The sequence below is a fragment of the Pseudomonas sp. genome (assembly GCF_049653025.1).
Taxonomy (GTDB): Bacteria; Pseudomonadota; Gammaproteobacteria; order Pseudomonadales; family Pseudomonadaceae; genus Aquipseudomonas.
The window spans coordinates 1-24,247 of record NZ_JBASFM010000011.1; the positions used below are offsets into that span (position 1 = coordinate 1).

At 61.5% G+C, this 24,247-nt stretch carries 23 protein-coding genes; 6 read left to right on the top strand and 17 right to left on the bottom strand.

Annotation, left to right across the window (positions count from 1 at the left end; genetic code table 11):
• Together WBK23_RS09445 and WBK23_RS09450 are read left to right on the top strand one after the other, a co-directional pair.
• Positions 1 to 448 (top strand): formylglycine-generating enzyme family protein (locus tag WBK23_RS09445; RefSeq protein WP_424483722.1); only part of this gene is annotated, 448 nt, incomplete at its 5' end.
• Between the two features lie 105 nt (positions 449 to 553).
• Positions 554 to 1,552: a formylglycine-generating enzyme family protein gene (locus tag WBK23_RS09450; RefSeq protein WP_424483723.1), complete on the top strand. Its 999-nt coding sequence runs from the start codon at positions 554 to 556 to the stop codon at positions 1,550 to 1,552.
• Between the two features lie 66 nt (positions 1,553 to 1,618).
• Here WBK23_RS09450 and WBK23_RS09455 read toward each other — a convergent pair whose 3' ends face one another.
• The 7 genes from WBK23_RS09455 to WBK23_RS09485 form a co-directional block, all read right to left on the bottom strand.
• The gene (locus tag WBK23_RS09455; protein ID WP_424483724.1) at positions 1,619 to 3,418 is read right to left on the bottom strand and encodes a hypothetical protein; all 1,800 of its coding nucleotides are present in this window, start codon (positions 3,416 to 3,418) and stop codon (positions 1,619 to 1,621) included.
• Positions 3,415 to 3,906, bottom strand: coding sequence for a DUF3304 domain-containing protein (locus WBK23_RS09460; RefSeq protein WP_424483725.1), 492 nt, complete (start codon positions 3,904 to 3,906; stop codon positions 3,415 to 3,417). The genes WBK23_RS09455 and WBK23_RS09460 overlap by 4 nt, the downstream gene beginning before the upstream one ends.
• A gap of 15 nt (positions 3,907 to 3,921) precedes the next feature.
• Positions 3,922 to 4,335 (bottom strand): DUF805 domain-containing protein, encoded by a 414-nt coding sequence (locus tag WBK23_RS09465; RefSeq protein ID WP_424483726.1) that lies wholly within the window; start codon positions 4,333 to 4,335, stop codon positions 3,922 to 3,924.
• Positions 4,332 to 5,171: a DUF4123 domain-containing protein gene (locus WBK23_RS09470; protein ID WP_424483727.1), complete on the bottom strand. Its 840-nt coding sequence runs from the start codon at positions 5,169 to 5,171 to the stop codon at positions 4,332 to 4,334. The genes WBK23_RS09465 and WBK23_RS09470 overlap by 4 nt, the downstream gene beginning before the upstream one ends.
• Positions 5,168 to 7,231: a type VI secretion system tip protein TssI/VgrG gene (gene tssI, locus WBK23_RS09475; RefSeq protein WP_424483728.1), complete on the bottom strand. Its 2,064-nt coding sequence runs from the start codon at positions 7,229 to 7,231 to the stop codon at positions 5,168 to 5,170. Before tssI ends, WBK23_RS09470 begins: the two co-directional genes overlap by 4 nt.
• Before the next feature lie 189 nt (positions 7,232 to 7,420).
• Positions 7,421 to 7,939: an Hcp family type VI secretion system effector gene (locus tag WBK23_RS09480; RefSeq protein WP_424483729.1), complete on the bottom strand. Its 519-nt coding sequence runs from the start codon at positions 7,937 to 7,939 to the stop codon at positions 7,421 to 7,423.
• A gap of 298 nt (positions 7,940 to 8,237) precedes the next feature.
• Positions 8,238 to 9,206: a TAXI family TRAP transporter solute-binding subunit gene (locus WBK23_RS09485; protein WP_424483730.1), complete on the bottom strand. Its 969-nt coding sequence runs from the start codon at positions 9,204 to 9,206 to the stop codon at positions 8,238 to 8,240.
• A gap of 150 nt (positions 9,207 to 9,356) precedes the next feature.
• Between WBK23_RS09485 and WBK23_RS09490 the strand changes: the two genes are divergently transcribed.
• Complete coding sequence (locus WBK23_RS09490) at positions 9,357 to 10,382, top strand: AraC family transcriptional regulator (RefSeq protein WP_424483731.1); 1,026 nt, start codon at positions 9,357 to 9,359, stop codon at positions 10,380 to 10,382.
• Here the strand turns inward: WBK23_RS09490 and WBK23_RS09495 are convergent.
• Positions 10,379 to 11,350, bottom strand: coding sequence for an NAD-dependent epimerase/dehydratase family protein (locus WBK23_RS09495; RefSeq protein ID WP_424483732.1), 972 nt, complete (start codon positions 11,348 to 11,350; stop codon positions 10,379 to 10,381). The two genes, WBK23_RS09490 and WBK23_RS09495, sit on opposite strands and share 4 nt — an antisense overlap.
• A gap of 237 nt (positions 11,351 to 11,587) precedes the next feature.
• Between WBK23_RS09495 and WBK23_RS09500 the strand changes: the two genes are divergently transcribed.
• A complete protein-coding gene (locus tag WBK23_RS09500; RefSeq protein ID WP_424483733.1) occupies positions 11,588 to 12,601 on the top strand; it encodes a DUF5924 family protein in 1,014 nt (337 codons plus the stop codon).
• A 3-nt stretch (positions 12,602 to 12,604) separates the two neighbouring features.
• Here the strand turns inward: WBK23_RS09500 and WBK23_RS09505 are convergent, their stop codons facing one another.
• From WBK23_RS09505 to WBK23_RS09520, 4 genes are all read right to left on the bottom strand, one after another.
• Positions 12,605 to 13,834: a nucleoside recognition domain-containing protein gene (locus WBK23_RS09505; RefSeq protein ID WP_424483734.1), complete on the bottom strand. Its 1,230-nt coding sequence runs from the start codon at positions 13,832 to 13,834 to the stop codon at positions 12,605 to 12,607.
• 170 nt (positions 13,835 to 14,004) lie between these two features.
• The gene (locus WBK23_RS09510) at positions 14,005 to 15,540 is read right to left on the bottom strand and encodes a nucleobase:cation symporter-2 family protein (RefSeq protein WP_424483735.1); all 1,536 of its coding nucleotides are present in this window, start codon (positions 15,538 to 15,540) and stop codon (positions 14,005 to 14,007) included.
• A 210-nt stretch (positions 15,541 to 15,750) separates the two neighbouring features.
• Positions 15,751 to 16,536 carry an N-acetylmuramoyl-L-alanine amidase gene (locus WBK23_RS09515; RefSeq protein WP_424483736.1) on the bottom strand — a complete coding sequence of 262 codons (786 nt, stop codon included), beginning with the start codon at positions 16,534 to 16,536 and terminating at the stop codon, positions 15,751 to 15,753.
• The gene (locus WBK23_RS09520; protein WP_424483737.1) at positions 16,533 to 17,126 is read right to left on the bottom strand and encodes a MarC family protein; all 594 of its coding nucleotides are present in this window, start codon (positions 17,124 to 17,126) and stop codon (positions 16,533 to 16,535) included. Before WBK23_RS09520 ends, WBK23_RS09515 begins: the two co-directional genes overlap by 4 nt.
• Before the next feature lie 170 nt (positions 17,127 to 17,296).
• On the opposite strand from WBK23_RS09520, the gene WBK23_RS09525 reads away from it, so the two are divergent.
• Positions 17,297 to 18,715, top strand: a complete 1,419-nt coding sequence (locus WBK23_RS09525; RefSeq protein WP_424483738.1) for a DASH family cryptochrome — start codon at positions 17,297 to 17,299, stop codon at positions 18,713 to 18,715.
• A gap of 30 nt (positions 18,716 to 18,745) precedes the next feature.
• Here WBK23_RS09525 and WBK23_RS09530 read toward each other — a convergent pair whose 3' ends face one another.
• From WBK23_RS09530 to WBK23_RS09550, 5 genes are all read right to left on the bottom strand, one after another.
• On the bottom strand, positions 18,746 to 20,611 hold the full coding sequence (locus WBK23_RS09530) for a diguanylate cyclase (protein ID WP_424483739.1): 1,866 nt from the start codon (positions 20,609 to 20,611) through the stop codon (positions 18,746 to 18,748).
• Positions 20,612 to 20,626: 15 nt separating this feature from the next.
• On the bottom strand, positions 20,627 to 21,490 hold the full coding sequence (locus WBK23_RS09535) for an endonuclease/exonuclease/phosphatase family protein (protein ID WP_424483740.1): 864 nt from the start codon (positions 21,488 to 21,490) through the stop codon (positions 20,627 to 20,629).
• A gap of 24 nt (positions 21,491 to 21,514) precedes the next feature.
• On the bottom strand, positions 21,515 to 22,144 hold the full coding sequence (locus tag WBK23_RS09540; RefSeq protein ID WP_424483741.1) for a thiol:disulfide interchange protein DsbA/DsbL: 630 nt from the start codon (positions 22,142 to 22,144) through the stop codon (positions 21,515 to 21,517).
• 154 nt (positions 22,145 to 22,298) lie between these two features.
• Positions 22,299 to 22,904, bottom strand: coding sequence for a c-type cytochrome (locus WBK23_RS09545; RefSeq protein ID WP_424483742.1), 606 nt, complete (start codon positions 22,902 to 22,904; stop codon positions 22,299 to 22,301).
• Between the two features lie 46 nt (positions 22,905 to 22,950).
• A complete protein-coding gene (locus WBK23_RS09550) occupies positions 22,951 to 23,241 on the bottom strand; it encodes a c-type cytochrome (RefSeq protein ID WP_424483743.1) in 291 nt (96 codons plus the stop codon).
• A 246-nt stretch (positions 23,242 to 23,487) separates the two neighbouring features.
• On the opposite strand from WBK23_RS09550, the gene yihA reads away from it, so the two are divergent.
• Positions 23,488 to 24,141: a ribosome biogenesis GTP-binding protein YihA/YsxC gene (gene yihA / locus WBK23_RS09555; protein WP_424483744.1), complete on the top strand. Its 654-nt coding sequence runs from the start codon at positions 23,488 to 23,490 to the stop codon at positions 24,139 to 24,141.
• Positions 24,142 to 24,247: the final 106 nt, after the last annotated feature.

Sequence of the window (24,247 nt, forward strand, 5' to 3'; positions counted from 1 at the left end):
GCTCAGTGGTGCGCCAGTCGATCTGCCCTCAGAGGCACAGTGGGAGTTCGCGGCCCGCAACCGGGGTCAGCACGTTATCTACCCGACCGATACCGGCACCCTGGATTTCGGCCGCAACTACCCACCAAGAACCGACGAAATGCATGTGCCTGTTCATCCCGTGGGTAGCTTTGCGCCTAACCCGCTGGGGTTATATGACATGGCGGGCAATGCCAAGGACTGGGTCAATGACTGGTACGACCCCGATTATTACCCTAATTCGCCGCTCGATAACCCCAAGGGGCCCGAAACGGGGCTCTACAAGATCATGCGTGGGCATGGCGTGGATGAGGCTCCGTCGATTCTAGCAAATACTGTCGTGCGTTGGCCGGAAGCACCCGACCAGACAGCCTATTCGACAACCGCCAGCTTTCGCTGCTCGGTCCAGTCGAGCAATTCTCTCAAATAAGAAACCACTCTAGCTTTAGGCAGCTATGCATTTAGTCCACGCTCGCGCTCCAGGTCGATCAAACGAGTAAGTTCGCGCTCATACTGCTTCGACAAGGATCGTCCAATGCTTTTCCGTGTGCCTCTGGCTGTTCTCTTATTGGCGTTAACGGGCTGCCAGGCCCAATCAGAACCGTTGCTCAGCAGTAGCAAACTAGCGCCTGCCAAGGTCAAGGCGATCGCAGCGGCGATCACCCAGCGCCACCCCGATCTGTCCGCCGAACAGCACGATGCGGTGCTACGCACAGTGGTGCGCTCGCTGGACGATATGGTGTTTATCGAAGGTGGCGAATTCGAGGCAGGCGACTTTGGCTGGCCCTGTGATCGCAATCTTGCAGATGTATGCGAATGGCCATGTGGCGTGCCGCGCGAGCTGCTGTGCCGGATCACCGTGAACGGCGAGGATGATGAGCTGCACCATGTGCGACTTTCTGGTTATCACTTGTCGCGTTATCAGACCCGCCTAGGCGACTTCGATCTATTCCAGCAGGTCAATGGTCGACCGATCATGGATGCCGACGAGCGCGAAGAAGAAGCATTGAAAGACTGGTATCAACCAGACAAGCCGGCACCAACCAAGGATTGGCAACAAGCTAAAGACTACTGCCGCTGGGTGGGAGATCTTAGTGGCTTGCCTGTCGATCTACCTACGGAAGCGCAGTGGGAGTTTGCGGCACGCAACCGGGGCAAACATGTGGTCTATCCCACAGACAACGGGCGATTGGATTTCGGACGCAACTATCCGCCGCGCCAGGAGGACTGGACGGATGGCACCTACCCCGTCGGTAGTTTTCCACCCAACCCCCTGGGGCTTTACGATATGGCCGGAAATGCCACGGACTGGGTCGGTGATTATGATCCGGGCTATGACGATGGCGTCCCACGCGAGAATCCCAGGGGGCTGAACACTGGTACCTACAGAGTCAAGCGTGGCAAGGGCATGGATGAGCACCCCTGGATTCTGGCAAATACCGTTGTAAGGTGGCCGGAACCGGCAGTGCAGGAAGACTATTCGCTGTACGCCAGCTTCCGTTGTTCGGTGCAGACGGATCAGCCCCTCAAGTAGCGGGGGCTTCGTTCAGGCCATTCCGTCAAAGTGGCCGCTGCGCCGTGCTGCCAGCACCATCAAGACTTACCTCGCCACCTGCTCCAATGGACTCGGGAGTGTTCCCGCCGTTTTGCGCCAATCGGGGCTGTCGAAATCGCGAACCACGAAGTACTTGAGCGTCGTAATGGTCGGTGAGAGCTGGCTAATCATGTAGCGGTCATTAAGGAAGAGTTCGAGCACGTCTTCGATATCGAAACTCACCGTCACCGCAACCGGTGCGTACCACTCGTCAAGCAGCGCCTGAGTCGGCGCGGAGTATGAGTGTCGGCCAAGCATATCGGCCTCCATCTGCACCTGCTCCAACCAACCCAGACTATTGCGGAGTGCGGCCTTACGGGCCCGCACCTGAGCCAGTACGCGGTCGCGGGTGGCGGCCTGAGCGGGGCTTTCGTTACCCAGGCCCAGGTGCCGGGCAAATACACCGCCACTGCCCATAAGCGGACGCTCCAGCCGTGCCTCCTCCTCCTCGAAGGCGCGGTATTGCTCGCGATACATCTGCCACAGCCCACGCAGACGGCGGATATACCAGCGCCGGTGCTGCAAAAATGCGTCGGCGGACGGTTGCCGAGCCCCTACTTTGTCCTGGTAGCGCGTGCTGGCATCGAGCGCGCTGATGCCGTTAATGTGGTCATTCAAAACAAAGAAGCTTGCTACGTATTTATCCTCACGCTGTAGCTGCTCCATCTGAGGAAAAGGCACTCCAGCCCGATACGCCGCCCGGTACATCTCGTGCAGGCAGGCCAGATGCAGCTCACGACTGGATGGCGCATCCTCTTTACGCAGACCGCCGCCGACATCTTCACTGATGCCCGGCACCAGCCGCTCCTCCCAGCGCGGGGTGGACACACCAGTGCCAATCAGGCGGGCGCGTCGAGTACCCCGGCATTCATGCGCCGCCACTAGGTGCAAGGCAGCCTTGGTGGGGCCTGGCAGGCATTCGCCATCGTCCACCTGACTCACCAGTGGCAGCCAATAATCCAGCACAATCGAGCTGGCCATGCTGCGATCCACCGCATCGAACAGCCCGGCAAAGACGATATCCAGGGCAATGCCCTGATAGCGCGTGGTGCCGGGTTCGCACTCGGCAAATAGCTTGTGACTAAAGGCCCGCGCCAGGGTCGCGCCAAAATCAAAGCCATACACCGATACGGCGATGCGCTTAAGGGGAACATCGCTTTGCGCACGGACTTTATTCAACGTGTCGTTCAACGCTTGAGCGGCGGCCTCCAGGCGTGTCTCCACCCCCGTCTTGAATAACTCGGCCATTTGTTCGTTGTCGCGCATAATTGGCACACCTTCGACACCGGCGGTGACCACGCCAGTAGCCGCGCCAGCAAGACCACGGACGCGCAGCTTTTCCGGGGAGAGGTTGTTTAGCATGCGTTCCCACCAGTTCTTGCCGGTGAGGATGTCCTGGCCTGCCTCTACGCCCATGTCTGTGGCAGTACCTGCGGGCAACTTACTCAGGTTGTCCTTGGCCTTGCTGGCGGCACCGGCCATTCCTGTACCCGCCAATGCAGCGCCGCCGCCCAATGTGGAATCGAAAGGTGCACCCAGCCCGGAGATATAGAAGCGCTTATGGCGCTCAAAGGAATTGGCCGAGGGGGCTAAATCATCGTCAGGATGCGCCATAAATAGACGCCCCACATTGCTGGCGCGATCATCTTGCAGGTCTTGCTCAAGATTGCGGGCAAAACCGTCGAAAAAACAGCCTATGTGCAAGGTGGCACCGCAAGGCAACACCGCCGTTTTACCCTTGCACGCATCGCTGCTGACACGCGCGCTAATGGCCTCAGCGCGATCGAGATTAGCCGGGGCGCTCATGGATTAGTTCCTTGCTCACTGGTCTTTGCTGTATCTGGGCGCGGCACAAACGGACTGAACAGATCGGGACTCCAACCCAACCGTACCTTGTTACCGGGGTCAAAACGTACATGCAGATAACGGTCATCACGACTTCGTGGTGGCATGGGCACCTCGATTTCGTGACGCTCAATTCTCATCCCTTGGTCTTCCTGTGATTGGGACATGCTTAGAATCCACACCACCTTGGCGGTCGAGTCATCCAGGCGGCGACAACACATGATGCCTCCCCCCCCCATTGCGGAAAGATTCCCCCCCCAGAAGTCGTTGACCCAAAAGCTCCCGACCGGTCTGTCCATATAGTTTTCAGACGTCAGCATCGCCCCTGGCGTACGTAACAATCCATAGAGATAAAAAATCGCAGAGGGCAGCAGCAATATCAGCAGGCCAAAAATCAACCCACGCCGCCGCCAGCTGCGTTGTCGAGGGGAGTTCAAAATCAGGCTCATGGCGTAACGTTCCTGTTATTGAGATGGGAGGTTTAGACTTGCCCAAGTAGGCGTCCGCCCGTACTTGTTGGTTGCGGCCTTCCCCGGCCAAAGCAGGAGCACGATCCAGCAAAAGCTGAGCATTAGTACGGGGACCACCCAGTAACCGCTGAAGCCCATGTCATGCAGGCGGCGTATTGCCAGGCTGAACTGGGCAATGGTCAAGTAGAGTAGGGAGATCACCACGAACGTGTTGATCAGCAGTGTCCGCACGCCGTTATCTGGCAGCAGAGAAAAGCTCATCAACACCAGAAATGGAGAGAAGCTGAGCAGTGTGAGAGCCAGGTAATGCAAGCGGGCGATACGGCCACTTGAAATCAGCGGGGCTATCGCCAAGAACAACAGGGCGTTACCGACCTTTGTCAGCATGCTCGTGAGATTCAGACTCATGCGGATAGCCTCTTCAGCGCCTGCGCGAGCGGCTGCTGTTGCTCTTGAACCTGGGTTAAAACTTGCGCCCAGTTCGGGTGATTGGCCGGGAAGTGGCGGTCAAACAGTTGCAGGGTGGCGAATAGGCTGAGATCGGCCGGCTGTTGCAGACCTTCGCTGCGGCCTGCATCGACGGCGCGTGTTACCTGCGCGAGGCGGTCACTATGACACTCGCTGGTAAACACTTCGGCGGCGCTCTTTTCCAATTCGCTGGTCAGACTAAAAGCCAGCGGATCAAGTTCCAAGGCTTGCCATAAGTCGGCATCCAGGTGGATCGGCTGGTAGTCGCCAGGGCGCTCCACGCTCAGGCCCGATAAGCACTGCCAATCTGCGTCGGCGCTTGGAAACCACCAGTCGTGCATCGGGCCGAACAACCAAGCATGCCAGGACGCGGCGCGGCGGGCATAAAGTATGGGCAATGTAGTTGGGGTGTAACTGCGCAACAGGTAAACACTATTCGCGTCATCCTTGGCCAGCAGGGCATCGCTCAAGTGTTCGACAAGATCGGTAAATGAGCAGTCGGTACGTATCCAGCCCATCAGGGGCGAGGTACCGATGAGCTCCTCCAGCGCTAGAAACTCATTGAATTCGAGATGGCCGAGATCCAGTAGCCAAGGACCATGTGCGCGTAGCGCAGCAAACTCTTCCTGCTGCATCAGTGACTGTTTGAGGAACTCGGTTTGCAGCAATTGCAAACGCGCTGAAGCTGACAGTAAACCAACCTCGACAATGGCATAGCAGTTCTGCTCGCTTTGCTGGGCATCAGCCCAGGCCTGTTCAACCTTACTCAACATCATCCTGGCGCTCCTGCTTGCAAGGCTTGATTTTCGCGTATGGCCTTTTTCCAGCACTCCACACAGATGCCTTGGGGCGGCTGCAATTTTGCTTGTTTGGGCGCGGCCAGCAGTGATTTACCAGCCTTATCCGCATCCGCCGGCTTAACCTTGCCCGGCAACATCGGCGCAGCGCCAGAGCCACTACCCGGCGCGCCGCCGGAGTTGAGTTTGACGATAGGGCCGACCAGGGTGACGCCGCTGGCATCCAGTTTGATAAAGCTGCCGGCGGCCTGGAAGGTCAGTTCGCTGCCGGCTTCGAGTACGACCTTCAGGCCGCTGGACAGGTGGATCTCCTGGCCCGCATTGATAAATTGGCCGGTGCCGATTTTGATGTGCTGGTTGTTGCCGACGCTGAGGTGGTCGTTGGCTTTGATTTCGCTTTTACGGTCGGCGTGGGTGGTGCGGTGTTCTTCGGCTTTGAATTCGCTGTAGCTGTTGGCTTCGACGCTGTCGTGTCGCTCATTACCGATACGAATCTTCTGGTCGTGCTCGATGTTTTCGTCCCAGTCGCGCTGGGCGTGCAGGTAGATCTGCTCGGCACCTTTCTTATCTTCGATGCGCAGCTCGTTGTAGCCGCCACCGCCCGGACTGCTCAGGGTCTTGAACAGGCTGCGGGTCTTGTTCGCCGGCAAGGCGTAGGGCACCACGTGTTCGGCGTGGTACAGGCAGCCGGTAACCAGCGGTTGATCGGGGTCGCCTTCGAGGAAGGTGACCAGCACCTCCATGCCCACACGCGGGATGGCGATGCCGCCGTAGCGGTCGCCGGCCCAGCTTGAACTTACGCGCAGCCAGCAGCTGGTTTTGTCGTCGGCCTGGCCTTCGCGGTCCCAGAAGAATTGCACCTTGATGCGGCCATATTCGTCGCAGTGAATCTCTTCACCCGCAGGCCCGGTGACCACCGCGCTTTGGCTGCCGAGAATGCGCGGTTTTGGATGGTGCTGCGGCGGGCGATACAGCACTGCCCAGGGCGTAGCGGTGAAGCGGTTGCGGTAGCCCTGCTGGAAGCCATCGCTGACTTCGGTATGGCTGGTGACTGACTCTTCCAGCACCTGCGGCTGCTTGCCCTGGTGATGGATTTCGCTGAGCAGCCAGAGGTCGTTCCAGCTGGAACGCGGATGCTCGGTCAGGGCCAGGAAATGGCCGCTGACAAGCAGCGGCTGATCGCCATCGCCTTGCGCCAGTTCGAAGTCGTGGCGATGGCGTTCGAGGATGCGCTGGCTAAGGTGTTTGCCGCGCTCGCGGTCGACAAACCGGCCAGGGTAGTCGTAATCCTCAAGGTCGGGCTTGAACGCGCTCTTGGCGGCCGCCTCCATCAGCAGCTTGGGCTTTTCAAAGTCGTAGTCGCGGCGGGTCACCCGGTTCGAACGGGTTTCCACACGCACACCGAAGCGCTTGATTACCGGCTTGTCGGCAACCAGGCCGCTGTCTTGTTGATAAGCGGTGGGCGCGAGCGTGGGGAACGGCGTCTGGTCGTCGCCGAACACTAGTACATGGCCTTGTCCGCTGTGCTGGAAGTGGTAGTGAATACCTTCTTCCTCGCACAGGCGTTGGACGAAGTGCAGATCGGATTCGTCGTACTGCACGCAGTACTCGCGCTCGGGGTAGATCGAGCCGAGTTGGAATTGGTAGGCGTTGGCCTGGATGCCGTGCTCTTGCAGCACTTGGCTGATGATCTTCGCAACTGTCAGGTGTTGAAAGATGCGCTGGTTAGTGCGGTGCGCCAGGTACGCCAGCTGTGGGCGCAGGGTCACGTGGTAGCGGGTCAGGCGTTTGCCGGACTCACCCTGGGCGACGCGGTAGATCAGCCCATGAATACCGTTGCCGGCCTGGGACAACGCCAGAAACGCCGGCTGATGCAGCAGGCTTTGCCGGTCGAGGTCGGGGCGTTCGCTGACCAGTTCCAGCTCGAACTCGAAGGGCTGACTGATCGCCTCACGACCTTTGAATTCAAGGACCTGCAGGTCGTGGCTAACGCCTTCGATGCTCAGGCTGAAATGCGTCTGGTTGGCAGGGGCGAACATTCGTTGTTCCTCTTGTTTCATTCCATGAATCGAACCGCTGCGGGTTTTTATCCCAGTTTTGACCTGACGGGTGTACGCCTTCGCGCTTTTCAGCATTGCCCTTAAGCGTTTGGCGAAGCAGGTCTCACTGAAAACGCAGCGGCCAGGACGATGCCTGGCCGCTGCGATGGAGCGCGATCTCAGCCTGGATTAGGCGGCGATCGGGGTACGCCAGTCGTCGGAACCGGAAGTACCGGACACTTCGTGGGTCCAAACGATTTTGCGATAGGTGAAGTACACGTCTTCCAGGTGAGTGAAGTGCGACATGTTCGGATCCTGGCAGTTCGGCATACGCGACTGCACGTCAACGATCACGGCATCTTCCAACTCGATGGTGAAGTAGTGCTCTTGAGTACCGGTGGAGGAGGTGCGGTACCACTCCAGACGGCACTTGGACAGACGCTCACCGGAAGTCAGGGAGTTGAAGATCAGTGGCGAGGATTTGTCGAAGACTTTGGTGATCATCAGCGGCTTGTGCACACGCTGACCAGTCGGCTGACCGGACTGCGGATCACGCGGGATGATCACCTGGTGGTTGAAGGCTTGAACCAGAATCTGGTCTTCATGACCTTCCTGGAAGATGTTGCCGACGGAATCTTCGGTGAAGGTGCCGGCGGTGATCAGGCCTTGTTTGGTGCCTTCGAGGGACAGATACGCGGGTGTTGGCATGAGTGCTTTCCTTGCCTTGGGTCATGGATCTAAACGTGATCCGGAGCCCTGCATAGAGCGATAAGCATGCCACTTATATAAAAAGTATATAAATCAATAAGATATAAAAACAACTGTGCTGCCAAAGAACATCCTGTGAGCGGACTCACATAAATCTGAGCAACATCCTGCGCAGCCCTGCGCAACAAACTGCTCACCCTCGACAAAGTCAGTAATCACGCGACGTTCAGGCTGTTTAGCCGAGATTTCCCGACAACATACTGCGCCAAAAGCTGCGCAGCAGATCGTAAGCAGGTTCTTAGCGCCAGCCGCGCTCCTTGTAATAGCGCAGCGCGCCTTCGTGCAGGGGTGCGCTGAGACCGCTGCTGATCATCTCGGCCTCATTCAGCTCGGCAAAGGCTGGGTGCAACTGCTTGAAGCGCTCGAGGTTGTCGAACAGCGCCTTGACCAGCTGATAGACCACTTCCGGGCTGACTTGGGCCGAGGTGGATAACACCGCTTTGCTGCCAATCGAGGGGGTCGGCGTTGGGTTGCCGGGGTATAGGCCACCGGCAATCTCGGCCTTGCTGTAGTACGTCTTGGCCTGCAGAAGCTGGTCGATTGCTGCGCCGCTCACCGGCACCAGCAGCGCATCGGTGGTGGTGGTGGCTTCCTGGATCGCCGCATTGGGATGGCCGACGAAGTAGGTCATGGCATCGATATTGTTATCGCCGAGGGCGGACGCCTGCTCGGCGGCGCGCAATTCAGCGGCCATGGCAAATACCGAACTGTCCCAACCCTTGGCTTGCATGATTTCTTCCAGGGTTTCGCGCTGCCCCGAACCGGGGTTGCCGATGTTCACCCGTTTGCCTTTAAGGTCGTCGAGGCTGCTGATAGCGGCGTCACGCCGGGCCAACACAGTGAACACTTCACTTTGCAGGGAGAACAGCGCGCGCAAGTCCGTTAACGGGCCGTCCTTATCAAAGGGCGGCACACCCTGCTGAGCCTTGTACTGATGATCGGCCTGCATAAAACCGAACATGAACTTACCGTCGCGGATGCCCTGCACATTGGCCACGCCGCCAGCGCTGGGCAGAGCATTACAGGTCAGACCGTGGGTGGACTCGGCGCGGTTGAGAAAGCGGCAGATCGATTGCCCGGCCACGTAATAGATACCGGTCTGCCCGCCTGTGCCGATGCTCAGCACCTGCGCAGCGTGCAGTGCGCCACTCTGGGTGAACGTGACCAGGGCCGCCAACAGCACCCAGGCGATGGGTTTAGCGTTCATGAGGTTCTCCTTGATCAATGAGCGTGACGGCCAGCACGAGCAACCTAGACTGCTGAGCCTAGCCAATCTGCCGGCGGTTGCCGGGCGATGACGCGCCAGGTAGACGCCGAAGACCTATCGTCAGGCCACGGCTTTGGGCAGAATCAGGCCATGCCAAAAACCACACTCGACTCGCAACACACCTCCGTCAGCGCCAGCATCACCCTGGCGGTGCTGCACGCGGCCAGCCGTCTGGGCCTTGATCGCAACCAGCTGATGCTTGAATGCGGGCTGCACGACAGCCAGCTGACCGACCCCGATGCCCGCGTGCCCTTCGCCGCGCAGGAACGCCTGTGGCAACTGCTCAGCCAAATTGCGCATGCCGAACCGGGGCTGGCCCTGGGTAGCAACCTCGCGCCGGGGCCGTTCAGCGTGCTCGGCTATCTGCTACAGAGCAGCCCGACCCTGGGCGATGCCCTGGCCGCCGGGCAGCGCTACCAGCGCCTGGTGGGCGAGGGTGGCGAAGTGCAGCTGCGCGAACAGGCGGATGAATTACTGCTGCTGTATCGCCCCTTGCACCCCGAGTTGCCCGCCACCCGTACGCGGGTATTGGCATTGATGGCCTGCTGGGTGCAGATGCTCCATCCGTTGCTAGAAAACTGGCAGTTGCTGCGTGCGCAATTCGTGCATGCCGAGCCGCCTGACCTCAGCGCCTATACGCAGACCTTTGCCTGCCCGCTGCAATTTGCCGCCAGTGATTACGGCATCGCGCTACCCAAAGCGCTGGCCAGCGCGCCGCTGATCCAGGCCAACCCGCCGTTGCAGAACCTGCTGCGTCAGCATGCCGAGGCGTTGCTCGCCCGCCTGCCCAGCGAGGGGCTGAGCGCCCGTGTGGTGGCTCTGCTTGGCGAACAGCTGGCGCGCGGTGAGCCGGACCGAGCCGAGCTGGCGCGTCGGCTGCACCTCAGCGAACGCACCCTGCAACGGCGCTTGGCCGAGGAAGGCTGCAACTACCAGCAGCTGCTCAACGACACACGCCAGCAGCTCGCCGAGCACCACCTGAGCAACGGCAGCCTGCCGGCCGCGGAAATTGCCCTGCTATTGGGCTATTCGGAGCCCAGCGTATTTTTCCGCGCATTCCGCCAGTGGACAGGGCTGACGCCCGGCGAATACCGCGCGCAGCAGAAACCGCACTAACCGAGACGGTTGCGCCCGGCAATGCCCTGCGCGCGCAGGAACGCGAGAAACGCCTCACGCGAGGTATAGCGCGGGCTAAAGCCGAAGTGCTGTTTCAGCCGGCGATTGCTCAGTACCGGACGATAGCGCAGAAAATCCACCTGCTCGGGGCCGTACTGGCTCAGGCCCAACGGCTTGAGCACCTGCAATACCGTGCGCACCAGCCAGGCCGGCAGCGCACGGTAGGGTTTGTCGAGCAGCACGGCGATTTCCTTGAGCGACAGTGCACCATCACCGGCCAGGTTGAAGATGCCTTCGCTGCCATTGCGCAGGCCGCGGCAGATGATGTCCACCACGTCCTGATCCCAGATAAACACGAAGCGGCTGTCGCTGCCGCGGATGCCCAGTACCGCCGGCTTCTTGAACAGCTCGGTGATCTGGTTGTTCACCTGCTTGCCCAGGATCGTGCCGGGGCGCAGCACCAGCTGCTTGAGCTGCGGATGGAGCAGACGGGTTTGCGCCAGCAGGCATTCAATTTCGCGCTTGTGCTTGGCGTAGGCGAAATGCGCATGGCCGCGCAGTGGCTGGTCTTCATCCAGCCACTCGGCATTCCTCGGGTCATAGCCATAGGCCGCGCCCGAACTGGTAACGATCAGCTGCTCGACGCCCTGCTCCAGCGCTGCCTGAATAATCGCCTGGGTGCCACCCACGTCGATGGCGTGCAGCTGCGCTTCACTCATGCCCGGCGGCGGGGTTACCACCGAGGCCAGGTGCACAATCGCCTGCGGCTTGCAGGCGGCCACACATTGGCGCACGGCCTCGGCCTGGCTGATGTCGAGTTGCACGGTTTCGATGTTCAATTTCAGACCGGCGCTGCACTGCGCACGGATATCGGCGGCGATCAGCGTCCACTGCGGGTGCTGAATAGCCAGTTGATTGAGCAGTTGCTGGCCGATAAAGCCGGCGGCTCCAGTGATCAAGACACGCATTAACTTCTCCGGGCGCAGTCCCTGGCCTGATTGACGACGGACATGGGGCCGCGCTTGTGGCGCGCCCTATTGCAGCCTAGTGCAGGGGCCTGCGGGCGGCAGTGGCAAGGCTGGCCACGGCCGATGACCAATCGCGCCAGTCGATTCAACCTTTTGCATGCCGCCGCGTTATGCTCTGCGCCCGCCACCCCAGCGACAACCGCCGCGCCGTATGGACGGAGTATTCGGATTCAACTCATGCACCTGCTGAAACAACAGATGTTCAAACTGATCGGCCTGATTCAACGCAACCCCGGCATGGTCGCGATCTTCGGCTTTGCCTCAGGGTTGGCGAGCTTTCTGCTGGTCGAGCGCCAGGCCGGACTGGCGCGGGTGTTGGCACTGGTGATGTTGGTCAGCTGGTTGTGGCTGATTCTGGAAAACATCCTGCGCGAGCGTATCGCTAAGTGGTTCGGCTTCGAACTACCGCCGCCGCTGCTGCGCTATGCCACGCAGATGATTCACCAGGAAAGCCTGTTCTTCGTTCTGCCGTTCTTCTTTATCACCACCACCTGGAACAGCGGTCAGCTGCTGTTCAGCGGGCTGCTGGCCAGCGCGGCGCTGGTGTCGATCATCGACCCGCTGTACTACAAGTGGCTGGCCCCCAAGCGCTGGCTGTTCCTCGCTTATCACACCCTGGCGCTGTTCGCCGTGCTGCTCACGGCGCTGCCGATCATCTTCAAGCTGACCACCCCGCAGAGCTACCAGCTGGCGCTGGCGGCAGCGGTCGTGCTGTCGTTTCCCTCACTGTTCGCGATCATCACCGTGCAGCGTTGGTGGCGTGGTTTGCTGCTGGTCGGCATGACCCTAGCGATAGGCGCAGGCGGCTGGCTGGCACGGGCCTGGGTGCCGCCGGCGACCCTGTGGCTGACCGAGGTGGCGGTGACCAGCGAATTCGATAACCAGAACCGCGCACCGGGCGAGAGCATCAAGCAGTTGAGCGTGGCGCAATTGCGCAGCCAGGGCCTGTTCGCCTACACCGCGATCAACGCGCCGCGCGGGCTGAACGAGCGGATTTATCACGTCTGGCGACGCGACGGTGGCGAAGTCGAGCGCATTGCCCTGGATATCCACGGCGGGCGTAAAGAGGGCTACCGCGCCTGGACCCACAAGCAGAACTTCCCCGTCGACGCCGTGGGTCGCTGGCAGGTGCAAGTACTGACCGAAGCCGGGCAGATGATCGGCGTGCTGCGTTTCCAGGTCACCGAATAACGCTTAGCCGAAGAACCAGTAACAAACGAATATAGCCGCCATCACCCCGGCCAACTCGGCCAGCAGGGCGCAGCCCACGGCGTGGCGCACGCGCTGAATACCGACTGCGCCGAAGTACACCGCCAACACGTAGAAGGTGGTTTCGGTGCTGCCCTGGATGGTCGCCGCGACCAGGGCCGGGAAGCTGTCGACGCCGTGGGTCTGCATGGTTTCGATCAGCATGGCGCGCGCCGCGCTGCCGGAGAACGGTTTGACCAGGGCGGTGGGTAGCGCCTCGACAAAGCGCGTATCCCAGCCCAACCATTCGATCAGCCAGCGAATGCCGTCGAGGCCGAATTCCAGCGCGCCGGACGCACGCAGCACGCCAATCGCGCAGAGCATCGCCACCAGGTAGGGCAGCAGGCTCTTGGCCACGTCGAAGCCTTCTTTCGCGCCTTCGACAAACTCCTCGTACACCGCCACCTTCTTCAGCGCACCAATCAGCAGAAACAGCAGGACGATGCCGAACAGGGTGAGGTTGCCCAGCAGTGACGACAGGGCCGCCAGCGCCGTGGCCGACAGCGTAGCCAGCAGCGCCATAAAGCTGCCGAGCAGCAGCGCACCGGGAATCAGATAGGCCAGCACCACCGGGTCCCACAGGCGCAGGCGCTGCATCAGCGCCACCGACAGCAGGCCAACCAGGGTCGAGGCGCTGGTGGCCAGCAGGATCGGCAGAAACACCAGAGTCGGGTCGGGCGCGCCCTGCTGCACCCGGTACATAAAGATGCTCACCGGCAGCAGGGTCAGCGACGAGGCGTTGAGCACCAGAAACAGGATTTGCGCATTGCTTGCCGTGGTGCTGCTGGGGTTGAGCGTTTGCAGCGCGCGCATGGCCTTGAGGCCGATGGGGGTAGCGGCGTTGTCCAGGCCTAAGCCGTTGGCGGCGAAGTTCATGGTGATCAGGCCCAGCGCCGGATGGCCGCGCGGCACCTCTGGCATCAGCCGCGCAAACAGCGGGCCGAGCAGACGCGCCAGGGCATCCACCAAACCGGCTTTTTCGGCGATGCGCAGCAGGCCGAGCCAGAGCGTCAGGGTGCCGAACAGCAGCACCATGACCTCGACCGACAGCTTGGCCATGGCGAACAGGCTCTCGACCATGGCGGCAAACACCGTCGGATCATCGCCAAGCAACCAGCGCGACAGGCCGGCAATCGCCGCCACCACGAAAAACCCCAGCCATAAGCCGTTGAGCATGCGTTCTCTCCCCCAATCGATGGGCGGGATAATAGCGCGGCTTATGCAGCTGGGGTGGGGCTTCGTGGCCACTGCGGCCCGAAACTGCAGCGGCACTGCTGGTGGCGGGCCGCTACAGCCTGTCGCGTTCCATCAGGCGCTGCCGATTGGGCATTGACAGCGCCAGGCTCTTAGACGTGGCTGGCGGCGACTGACGCCGTAGCGCGCGGCCTGACGCTTGCCGGCGCATGCTCGTCCTCAGCCACGATCGGTACTTCCTTACCCTCGGCGTCGAACAGCTTGCCGCCCTTGAAGTAATCGCCCTCGCTCAAGCCGGCCACATCCTGGTAACGCAGGGTGCGGTCGCTGCCCGCAACAAACACCGACTGTTGATCCGAGTTGCCCGCCTTGAGGTGGTTGAACGTCAGGTTGAGCAGGATTGCCATGATCGCCGCCGAGCTGATGCCCGAGTGGAAGATGGTTTCGAACCAGGCCGGGAAGTGGTGGTAGAAGGTTGGCGCGGCGATCGGGATCATGCCGAAGCCGATCGAGGTGGCGACGATGATCAGATTCATGTTGTTGCGGTAGTCGACCTTGGACAGGGTGCGAATGCCGCTCGCGGCCACGGTGCCAAACAACACCACGCCTGCACCACCCAATACCGCCGTTGGCACGGCGGCCACCAGGCGACCCATCACCGGCAGCAGGCCGAGGGTTACCAGAATCAGGCCGGCCGAGGCCACTACATAGCGACTCTTCACCCCGGTGACGGCGACCAGGCCGACGTTCTGGGCGAACGCGCTCTGGGTAAACGAGCCGAAGATCGGCGCGAACATGCTGGAGATCATGTCGGCACGCAGGCCATTGCCCAGGCGCTTGGAATCGACCTTGGTCTCGATGATGTCACCGACCGCGAGGATGTCCGCCGAGGTTTCCACCAGGGTAACGATGATCACGATCAGCATCGAGACGATGGCCGCGATGTGGAAGGTCGGCATGCCGAAGTGGAAGGGGCTGGGGAATGCCACCATTGGCCCCTCGGCCACCTTGGAGAAATCCGCCATGCCCAGCGCTACCGCCACCAGGGTGCCGATGACCATGGCCAGCAGAATCGACAGGCGCGAGATGCTGGCGCTGCCCAGTTTGCTCAGCAGCAGCACGGTGACCAGGGTCAGCGCGGCCAGGCCGATATTGTCCATGCTGCCGAAGTCCGCCGCCTGGCTGTTGCCACCCATTGCCCAGCGCGCCGCGACCGGCATCAGCGTCAGGCCAATCACGGTGATGACGATGCCATTCACCAGCGGCGGGAAGAACTTGGTAATTCGCGAGAACACCGGGGTGATCAACAGCCCGATAAATGAGGCGGCAATCACCGCGCCGAGCACCGCCGGCATGCCGCCGGCTCCGTCGCTGCCGATGATCGCGATCATGGTCGCCACCCCGGAGAACGACACGCCCTGCACCAGTGGTAGTTGGCAGCCGAAGAATGGCAGGCCGATGGTTTGCAGCAGGGTCGCCAGGCCACCGGCGAACAATGAAGCGGCGATCAACAGGCCGATATCCGCCGGCGACAGACCCGCCGCCTGGCCGATGATCAGCGGCACGGCAACGATGCCGCCATACATGGTCAGTACGTGCTGCAGGCCATAGGCGAGGTTGGCACCGATACCAAGGTTTTCGTCTTCCGGACGCTGCGCGGAGGACGGCGTAACAGGTGAAGTCGTCATGCTGAGGTACTCGCTGTTTGTTCTTGTCCGGACAATGTAGACAAACAAAAAGCCTCTTGGCTACAACTTTGTATACATTTTCAGACAAAAGAGCGTCTACAGAACGATTACCGAATGAGCAGTCTAAAAATCAACGAGCCGGCATAAAAAAACCGCCGAGGCAGACGCTGCTCCGGCGGTCGTTAATTAACAGAACGCTAACAGCGCTTTTCAGTGCTGCGCAGCCATCCCGGCCAGCACCACCAGCAACGCTGCCGTCTGCGTATCCGGCTCGCCGTCATAGCGCGCCGGGCGGTACTTCATCTGGAAGGCGGCGATGACATTGCGCGTGGCCTGATCCAGCTCGCCATGGCTGGGCACCGTATAGCCCTGGCGCGCCAACTGCTGCTGGAACCACTGCACGCTGGGCAGACTGCTGGCGAACAGCGCCTGCTGGCGCGCCACGGCGTCGGCATCCGGCCAGGGCAGCAGGCCGGCCTCGGCCAGGCGCTGCCAGGGGAACAGCGGGCCCGGGTCGACCTTGCGCTGCGGCGCGATATCACTGTGCCCGAGGATGCTGCCAGGGGGCAGTTGATGGCGCTGCATGATGTCTTTCAGCAGCACGATCAGCGCGTCGATCTGCGCCGGAGCATAGGGCTGCCAGGTGCGACCATTGGGGCCGTCAGAAAAGCCCTGGTTGACCAGCTCGATACCGATCGTGGTGCCGTTGAGCCAGGTGCGGCCCTGCCACTGGCTGTCGCCGGCGTGCCAGGCGCGGCGGTCTTCATCGACCAGACGGTAGATGGTCGCAGGCGCTTCACCGATCAGGTAGTGGCTGCTCACCTCGGTCTCGGTCAGCAACTGCAGCGAACGCGCCAGATCGGTGGAGGTGTAGTGCAGCACGATGTACTGCACCCGACTGTTTTGTCCGCTGGCAATATGGCTGTCGTCGATCCGTAGACCGCTGCTGCAACCGGCCAGCAACAGCAGCAAAACACTGAGGCAAAAAACTTTCATGGGGCGATATGCAACACGCTTTGCAGGTTATCCAGCAGCATGTCGACGCTGAGCATGATCAACAGCATGCCCATCAGCCGCTCCACTGCGGTCAACCCGCGAGGTCCGAGAAAACGCTGCAGGAACGAGGCCTGCAACAGAATGAATGCGGTCGCCGCCCAGGCCAGCAACACCGCGACGTAGAGTTCCCAGAGCGGCCCGTCATGGGTATTGCGCAGGGTCATCAACACCGCCAGGGCCGACGGCCCGGCCACGGCCGGCGTGGCCAGCGGCACCAGCATCGGCTCGCCATCGGGTACATCACCGAGCACCCCTTGCGGGCCGGGGAAGATCAGGCGCATGGCGATCACAAACAGGATGATACCGCCGGCAATCGCGGTTGCCTCCCGCGACAGGCCGAGGGCGCTGAGCACTTTGTCACCAAAGGTGAGGAACAACAGCAGCAGAGCCAGGGCGAACAGCAATTCGCGGCCGGCCACCCACAGGCGGCGCTTGGCCGGCACGTTTTTCAGCGCGGCGATAAAGATGGCGATATTGCCGAACGGGTCGGTGACCAGAAAGATCAATGCGGCGATGCCGAAAATGTCCATGTAGCACTCCTCAACAGATCAACAGAGTTTAGTGCTTGTCGGCGCAGAAAACGCCTTTGATCCCGCAGAACAGCTGCGTCGGTCTGCTGCTGGAGGCGTGCGCGAGGTGACGCTGCTAAGCTTGAACTGTACAAGAAAGGAGTTTTTGTACAGCTATTGGAGGGCAACCCATGCGTGCGCTGCTGTGGTTCAAACAGGATCTCCGCCTCGACGACCACCCCGCCTTGCAGGCCGGCCTGACGGCCGAGTGCCTGCTGCCGCTGTATGTGCTGGACCCCGCACTGCTGCAACTCAACGAATTTGGCACACGCCGCATGGGTGTACACCGCGCGCGCTTCCTCCTGGAGAGCCTGGTCGCGCTGGAAAGCGAACTGCGCCAGCGCGGCTCGCACCTGCTGGTGATTATCGGCACAGCCGAGCAGACCATCGCCCAGCTGGTGGCCCAGTTCAACCTGGACCAGGTGCTGACCCTGGAGGAAATCGCCCCGGATGAGCGTGCCCAGGTGGCCCGCGTGGCCCGTCGCCTCGGCGATATAGCGCTGCTACAAGCCCCGGCCAACAACCTGCTGCGCGTGGAAGAGCTGCCGTTTAGCCTGGAACAACTGCCCCACGTGTTCAGCGCTTTCAGAAGCCAGGTTGAAGAGCGCCTGCAGGTGTTCCAGCCGCGGCATGCCCCCGAACGCCTGCCGGCCCTGCCCGATGGCGCGCTGGCGCTGATGCAGCCCTTGCCGACCCTGTCCCAGCTGGGCCTGGGCGAACCGCTCAGCGTAGCGGCCAGCGCCTTCCCGTTCTCCGGTGGCGAGACCGCCGCCCTCGGCCGCCTGCGTGATTACTTGTGGAAAACCCAGGGTGTGCGTCAGTACAAGGACACCCGCAACGGCATGATCGGCAGCGAGTATTCGTCCAAGCTCTCGCCCTGGCTGGCCAACGGCAGCCTGTCCGCCCGCCGCGTGGTCGCCGAGTTGCGCCGGCATGAGGCGCAGTTCACCCGCAATGACTCCACCTACTGGCTATGGGTCGAGATGCTCTGGCGCGATTTCTTCCGCTGGACCCTGCTGCGCCATGGCAGCGCGCTGTTCAAGGCCGGCGGCCTGAAGATCACCGCGCAGGCCTCCACGCTGCTCGATCAGCGCTTTCAGGACTGGTACCGCGGCAGAACCGGCATGCCGCTGGTCGACGCCAATATGCGCGAACTGTCCGCCACCGGCTTTATGTCCAACCGCGGTCGCCAGGTGACGGCCAGCTACCTGATCAATGACCTGCAACAGGATTGGCGACACGGCGCGGCCTGGTTCGAAGAACACCTGATCGACTACGACCCGGCCAGCAACTGGGGCAACTGGGCCTACCTGGCCGGCGTGAGCAAGGACCCACGCCACAGCCAGGTGTTCAACGCCCTGCGCCAGGCCCGCGAATACGACCCCGACGCCAGCTATGTCAGCCTCTGGCTGCCGGAACTACGCGACGTACCACAGGCGCTGCGGCACACCCCGTTCCTGCTCGCTGGCGGGCATTTGCGCAGCCTTGGTTATCCGCAACTGAAGAGCATTCCGGAGAACTGGAAGCCCTATCTGCACAACGTCGCCTGAGCCTGGCGCAGGCGGGTCGGCAAGGCCCGGCTAGCCATGCTCGACGCGGTTGCGCCCAGCGCTCTTGGCGCGGTACAGCGCCTGATCGGCACGCTCGAATACCTTGTCGCCGTCCTCGTCATTGGCAAAGGCCGTCAGCCCGGCAGACAGGGTGATGGTCACGCGCTCGCCACGGAAATGAAACGGGCACTGCTCGACGCCATCGAGCAGGGTTTGCAGCAATTGCAGCCCGCCTTCGAGAGGGGTCGACGGGATCAGCAGGACGAACTCCTCACCGCCGAAACGCGCGATAAAGTCGGTTTTGCGCAACCGTTTGGCCAACTCACCGGCGATGATCTTCAGCACCTTGTCGCCAGCCAGGTGGCCGTAGTTGTCGTTGATGCGCTTGAAGTGATCGATATCCAGCACCGCCAGCAGCAGTTCGCCGCCATAGCGCTTCCAGCGCGCCATCTCCAGCTCCAGGCGCTCGCTCCAGCCGGCGCGGTTGGGCAGCCCGGTGAGCGGATCGATCAGGGCTTTCTGCCGCTGCTCCTCGAGGTGATCGCGGAAGCTCTGCGCCTCCTGCTCCATGTCGGCAACCTTCTGCGTCAGGCTCTGCAGGCGCTTGGCGACATCTTCCTCATGGCCATCGCGGTGCTTCTGGTGCTCGCTGACGGTACTCAGCAAACCATCCAGACGCGCCTCGAGGGATTGCTTGAGGGTCTGCAGGTCGGCGGCCTCTTGCACGCTGGCCTGCAAGCCGCTGACCTGCTCACGCAACTCCTGGTTAAAGCTGCGCGCGCTTTCCACCGACTCGCTGTAACCCTCGTGCGCCTCGCTGAGGGTATTGAGAAACGACGCCAGGCGCTCGTTGAGCTGCTTCAGGTAACTGGCAAATTCGCGCTGACCACTGTCGGTCACCGCCAGCACCAGCACGGCCAGGTCGTCCAGCACCGATACCAGCTCGTACCAGTTCAAGCCGCCCTGCACCCGCTGGCGCAACGCCTCGCCCTGCGGCTGGTGGCGCTCCGGCAGCTCCAGCTCGTCGAGCAGGCCCATCAGGCTGTCGCCGATATGTGGCGCGACGACACTGTAACCAGGCTCGGGAATTTCCGGCAGGGCGTAGGCCGGATCGTCGGCAACCCGCGGCGGCGTGGCAATTTCAGGCGCTGGCCCGGGCTCCGCCAACGCGGCGGGCAGCACCGCGTGCACGGCCTGGGCCACAGGTTCCGCCGGCGATACCGACGGTGCTGCAACAGCGGGCAGCGGCACCTCAAGATCCAGGTTCGCCAGCACGGCCTCCGCAGGTGGCGGGCTGGCGGGCTGGACAGCGGCGGCGGGTTGCAGCTCAGCCTGCGCTGGCTCGCTGCCGGTCGGGCTGGCTGGCACCACCTCCTTGCCGCCAAACAAACGCTGCAGCAAGCCCGGGCGCACCACGGCCTCGCCACCCTCGAGCGCAGCCAGGGCCTGCTGTTGCAGGCTGCTCAGTTCACCCAGCAGGGCCGGTAGTTCACGGGGCTGACTGGCGCGCTCCTCGATGCGCTTGGCAAACTGCTTGAGCGCCTTGCGCACCTCGCGCGGCGGCTCCAGGGCAAGCAGCTGATCGGTCAGGCTGGTAACCCCGGAGATGTTCTGCGCAACCCGGTCCTGACGGCGCTTTTCCGAATCCAGCACAGCCTTTTCCAGCCGCGGGATCAAGGCCGAGAGGCCGGCATCGATATCGTCACGCCGCAGGATGTCGCGCAATTCCTGCATGCACTGGTCGACCGACTTGTCACTGCCCTCGGCGGCCAGCGAGCTGCGCACCAGGCCGCGCCTTAGCAAATCGAGCCGCGCATCCCAACTGCGCTCAAGCTTCTCTTGCTGTTCCAGGCTTTCCAGATACTTGCTTTTCCAGCGCTGGGAATCATCGGTCATGGTGGTGATCCAAACTTAGGGCTCAATCAGCATAGGCGTTGCAGGGACGCACAGTGAAGTGGGTAGACGAATCTGCACCGCCACCGGCAGATGGTCGGAAATCGGCTGCGCCAGCACTTCACAGCGCTGCAGCTGCAGGCCGGGGCTGAGCAGAATGTGGTCGAGACAGCGCTGCGGCCGCCAGCTGGGGAAGGTGGCCTCGATCTGCGGGGCCAGCAGGCCAAGATCGCGCAGCGGTGAATGCAGCAACAGGTCATTGGCGTGGGTATTCATGTCGCCCATCAGCACCATGTGCCGATAGCCGCCGAGCAGTTCGCGGATATAGGCCAGCTGACGGGTACGGGTTCGCGCGCCGAGCGACAGGTGCATCATCACCACGGCAATCGCCTCGGGACCCGCGCCGAGACGCAGTAATATCGCCCCGCGCCCGGGCGGGCCAGGCAGCGGATGGTCTTCCAGCAGGTTCGGCCGCAGTCGGCTGAGCACGCCATTGCTGTGTTGAGCCAGGCGGCCGAGGTTGCGATTGAGTTGCTGGTACCAGAACGGGAAGCCGCCGAGGTGGGCGAGGTGTTCGACCTGATTGATATAGCCGGAGCGCAGGCTGCCGCCGTCGACTTCTTGCAACGCGACCAGGTCGAAGTCGCCGAGCATGTCGCCAATCCGCTGCAGGTTGCCGCTACGCCCGGCGTGCGGCAGCAGGTGCTGCCAGCTACGGGTCAGGTAATGGTGATAACGCTGGGTGCTGATGCCAACCTGGATATTGAAGCTGAGCAGGCGCAGGCAGCCATCTTCAGGCCAGTCGGCGGCCGGCGCGCAACGCGGGTTGACCTGCGGGTGACAGAGGTCAACCGCGCGTTTTGCCGGCCAGCGCCTGAGCATCTGCGCAATACGCGCGCGGGCCGCTTACTGCGCGGCGCGCTCTTTGGCGATCAGCTGGTCGGCCACTTGCAGGGCTTGCTGCGGGCCACCCGAGCTGCTGATGTCGAAACGGTATTTGCCGTTGACGATCATCACCGGCACGCCGCTGATCTGATAGGCCATGGCCAGTTTCTTGGCCTTCTCGACCATGCCCTTCACCGCGAAGGAGTTGTAGGTACTGAGGAACTTGGCACTGTCGACGCCCTGGCCCGCGAGGAACTCGGCCATTTCTTCCGGGGTGGCGAGCTTCTTGCCCTGCTTGTGGATACCGTCGAATACCGCGGCGTGTACCTGCGGTTCGACCTTCATCGCATCGAGGGTGATAAACATCTGCCCGTGCACGTTCCACATGCCGCCAAACATGGCCGGGATGCGCACGAAGTTGACGTCTTCCGGCAGGGTTTCGATCCACGGATTGATGGTCGACTCGAACTGATAGCAGTGTCCACAGCCGTACCAGAACAGCTCAACCACTTCGATCTTGCCGGGTTTGGCAACCGGTACCGGGTTGCCCAGTTCAACGTATTGCTTGCCGGCTTCGATCGGCTCGGCTTGCGCGGCCATGCCGAACAGGCTGGCGGCGGCGAGAGTGGCACTGAGGATCAGGTTACGCATGCATGACTCCTTGGCTATAAACGGTACGGGATGACGAACCAGGGTTCGACTCGCGAGGCACCGACGGGTTCCGCTCATTGTAGCGATGCGCAGAACGAAAAAGGGTGGCCGAAGCCACCCTTTTTCGATCACTGCATGTCGTGGTGTTACACGATCAATGCAGGCCTTGGATAAAGCTGGAAACCGCTTCGATGTCCTTGTTGCTCAGCTTGGCTGCAATCGAACGCATGATCATGTTGTCGCCGTCGTTGGTGCGGTTGCCTTCGCGGAAGTCAGTCAGCTGCTTGGCGATGTAGGTTGCGTGCTGACCACCCAGCTGCGGGTAGCCTGCGGCATCCAGGCCGGCACCGTTCGGCGAATGGCAACCGGTGCAGGCCGGCATGCCTTCAGTCAGCTTGCCGCCGCGGAACAGTTCACCGCCGCGCGCGACCAGCTTGGGATCAGCTGCGCCAACGCCCATCTGCTGGCTGGCGAAGTAAGCAGAGATGTCCGCCAGGTCTTCATCGCTGAGGTTGTCGAGCAGACCGGTCATTTCCACCACCTGGCGGTTACCGGATTTGATGTCCTTCAGCTGCTTGAGCAAGTAACGCTCGCCTTGCCCAGCCAGCTTCGGAAAGTTCGGGGCAGCGCTGTTGCCGTCGGCACCATGGCACGCGCCACACACAACAACCTTACCCTGGCCGGCTTCAGCATTGCCTGCGGCATGTGCCAGGCCGGTGATGCCCAGGGTCAACAGCAGACTCACGAGTACTTTGTTCATCAGCTAATCCAATTTACGGCTAAGAGAAAGAGTTTATAAGCCGGGCTTACTCGGTCATCAACTTGATGACCGCTTGGTAATCCTCGGCCGAGCAGTCCATGCACAAACCACGCGGCGGCATAGCGCCCAAACCATTGGTGACACTCAGCACCAGGGCATCAGTGCCTTTGGCCAGGCGCGGCTCCCAGGCGGCCTTGTCGCCTTTCTGCGGCGCGGTCGGGATCTGCCCGTTATGACAGACGCCGCAAGCGCGCGCGTAGACGGCTTCTGGGTCCTGTGCAGCCTGAGCACTCAACGACAGCATCAATACACTGGCTGCAATCAGCAAGTTTTTCATCAGATCAACCTCATCAGGGAGAGGAACGTCCTGCTTTCTACGGGCAGATGATCTAAATCGTTCCGGTGAACACTTATCCAACAGCGGGAGAAAGCGCACACAAAATCTGCGCCATTATATACTGGCGTCATTGAAACGGAAACGACGCAGCTTGCCGCGCTACCCCCGCCAGGCAGGCTGCGCGCAAATGTCGCAAGGGCATCGCGCCTGTAACGCCACCCTACGCTCGCCCTCACGGATACCCAGATGCAAGCCAAGAACCCAATTATCGGTCTGTGCCAACAGGCTACTTTCCTTATCAGCGCGGCCAAAGTTGACCAGTGCCCTGAAGATTTCGGCCATGAAGTGGCCTTTGCCGGGCGTTCCAACGCCGGTAAATCCAGCGCCCTGAACACCCTGACCCACGCCAGCCTGGCGCGCACCTCGAAGACCCCAGGGCGCACCCAGCTGCTCAACTTCTTCAAGCTGGATGAAGAGCGCCGCCTGGTCGACCTGCCGGGTTATGGCTACGCCAAGGTGCCGATCCCGCTGAAACTGCACTGGCAGAAACACCTGGAAGCCTATCTCGGCAGCCGTGAGTGCCTGCGCGGGTTGATGCTGATGATGGATATCCGCAAACCGCTGACCGAGTTCGACGTGCTGATGCTCGACTGGTCGGCCGCCAGCGAAATGCCCATGCACATCCTCCTGACCAAGGCCGACAAGCTGGCCTTTGGTGCGGCGAAAACCACGTTGCTTAAGGTGCGTCAGGATATTCAGCAGCGCTGGGGCGACCGCGTCAGCATCCAGTTGTTCTCCGCGCCCAAGCGCATTGGCATCGAAGATGCCCAGGAAGTGCTGGCGCAATGGATGCAGCTGGGCGAGTTTGCCCTGCCGGATGACGAAGAAACCGAGGCCTGATCCAGACTGCAGCAATCGCAGGAACAAAAAATTGCCCGGAACAATTTTTAACGCTGCGTAGCAGCGGCCCGAAGGGTGGTCGCCATGGATGGCGAACATAAAAAAA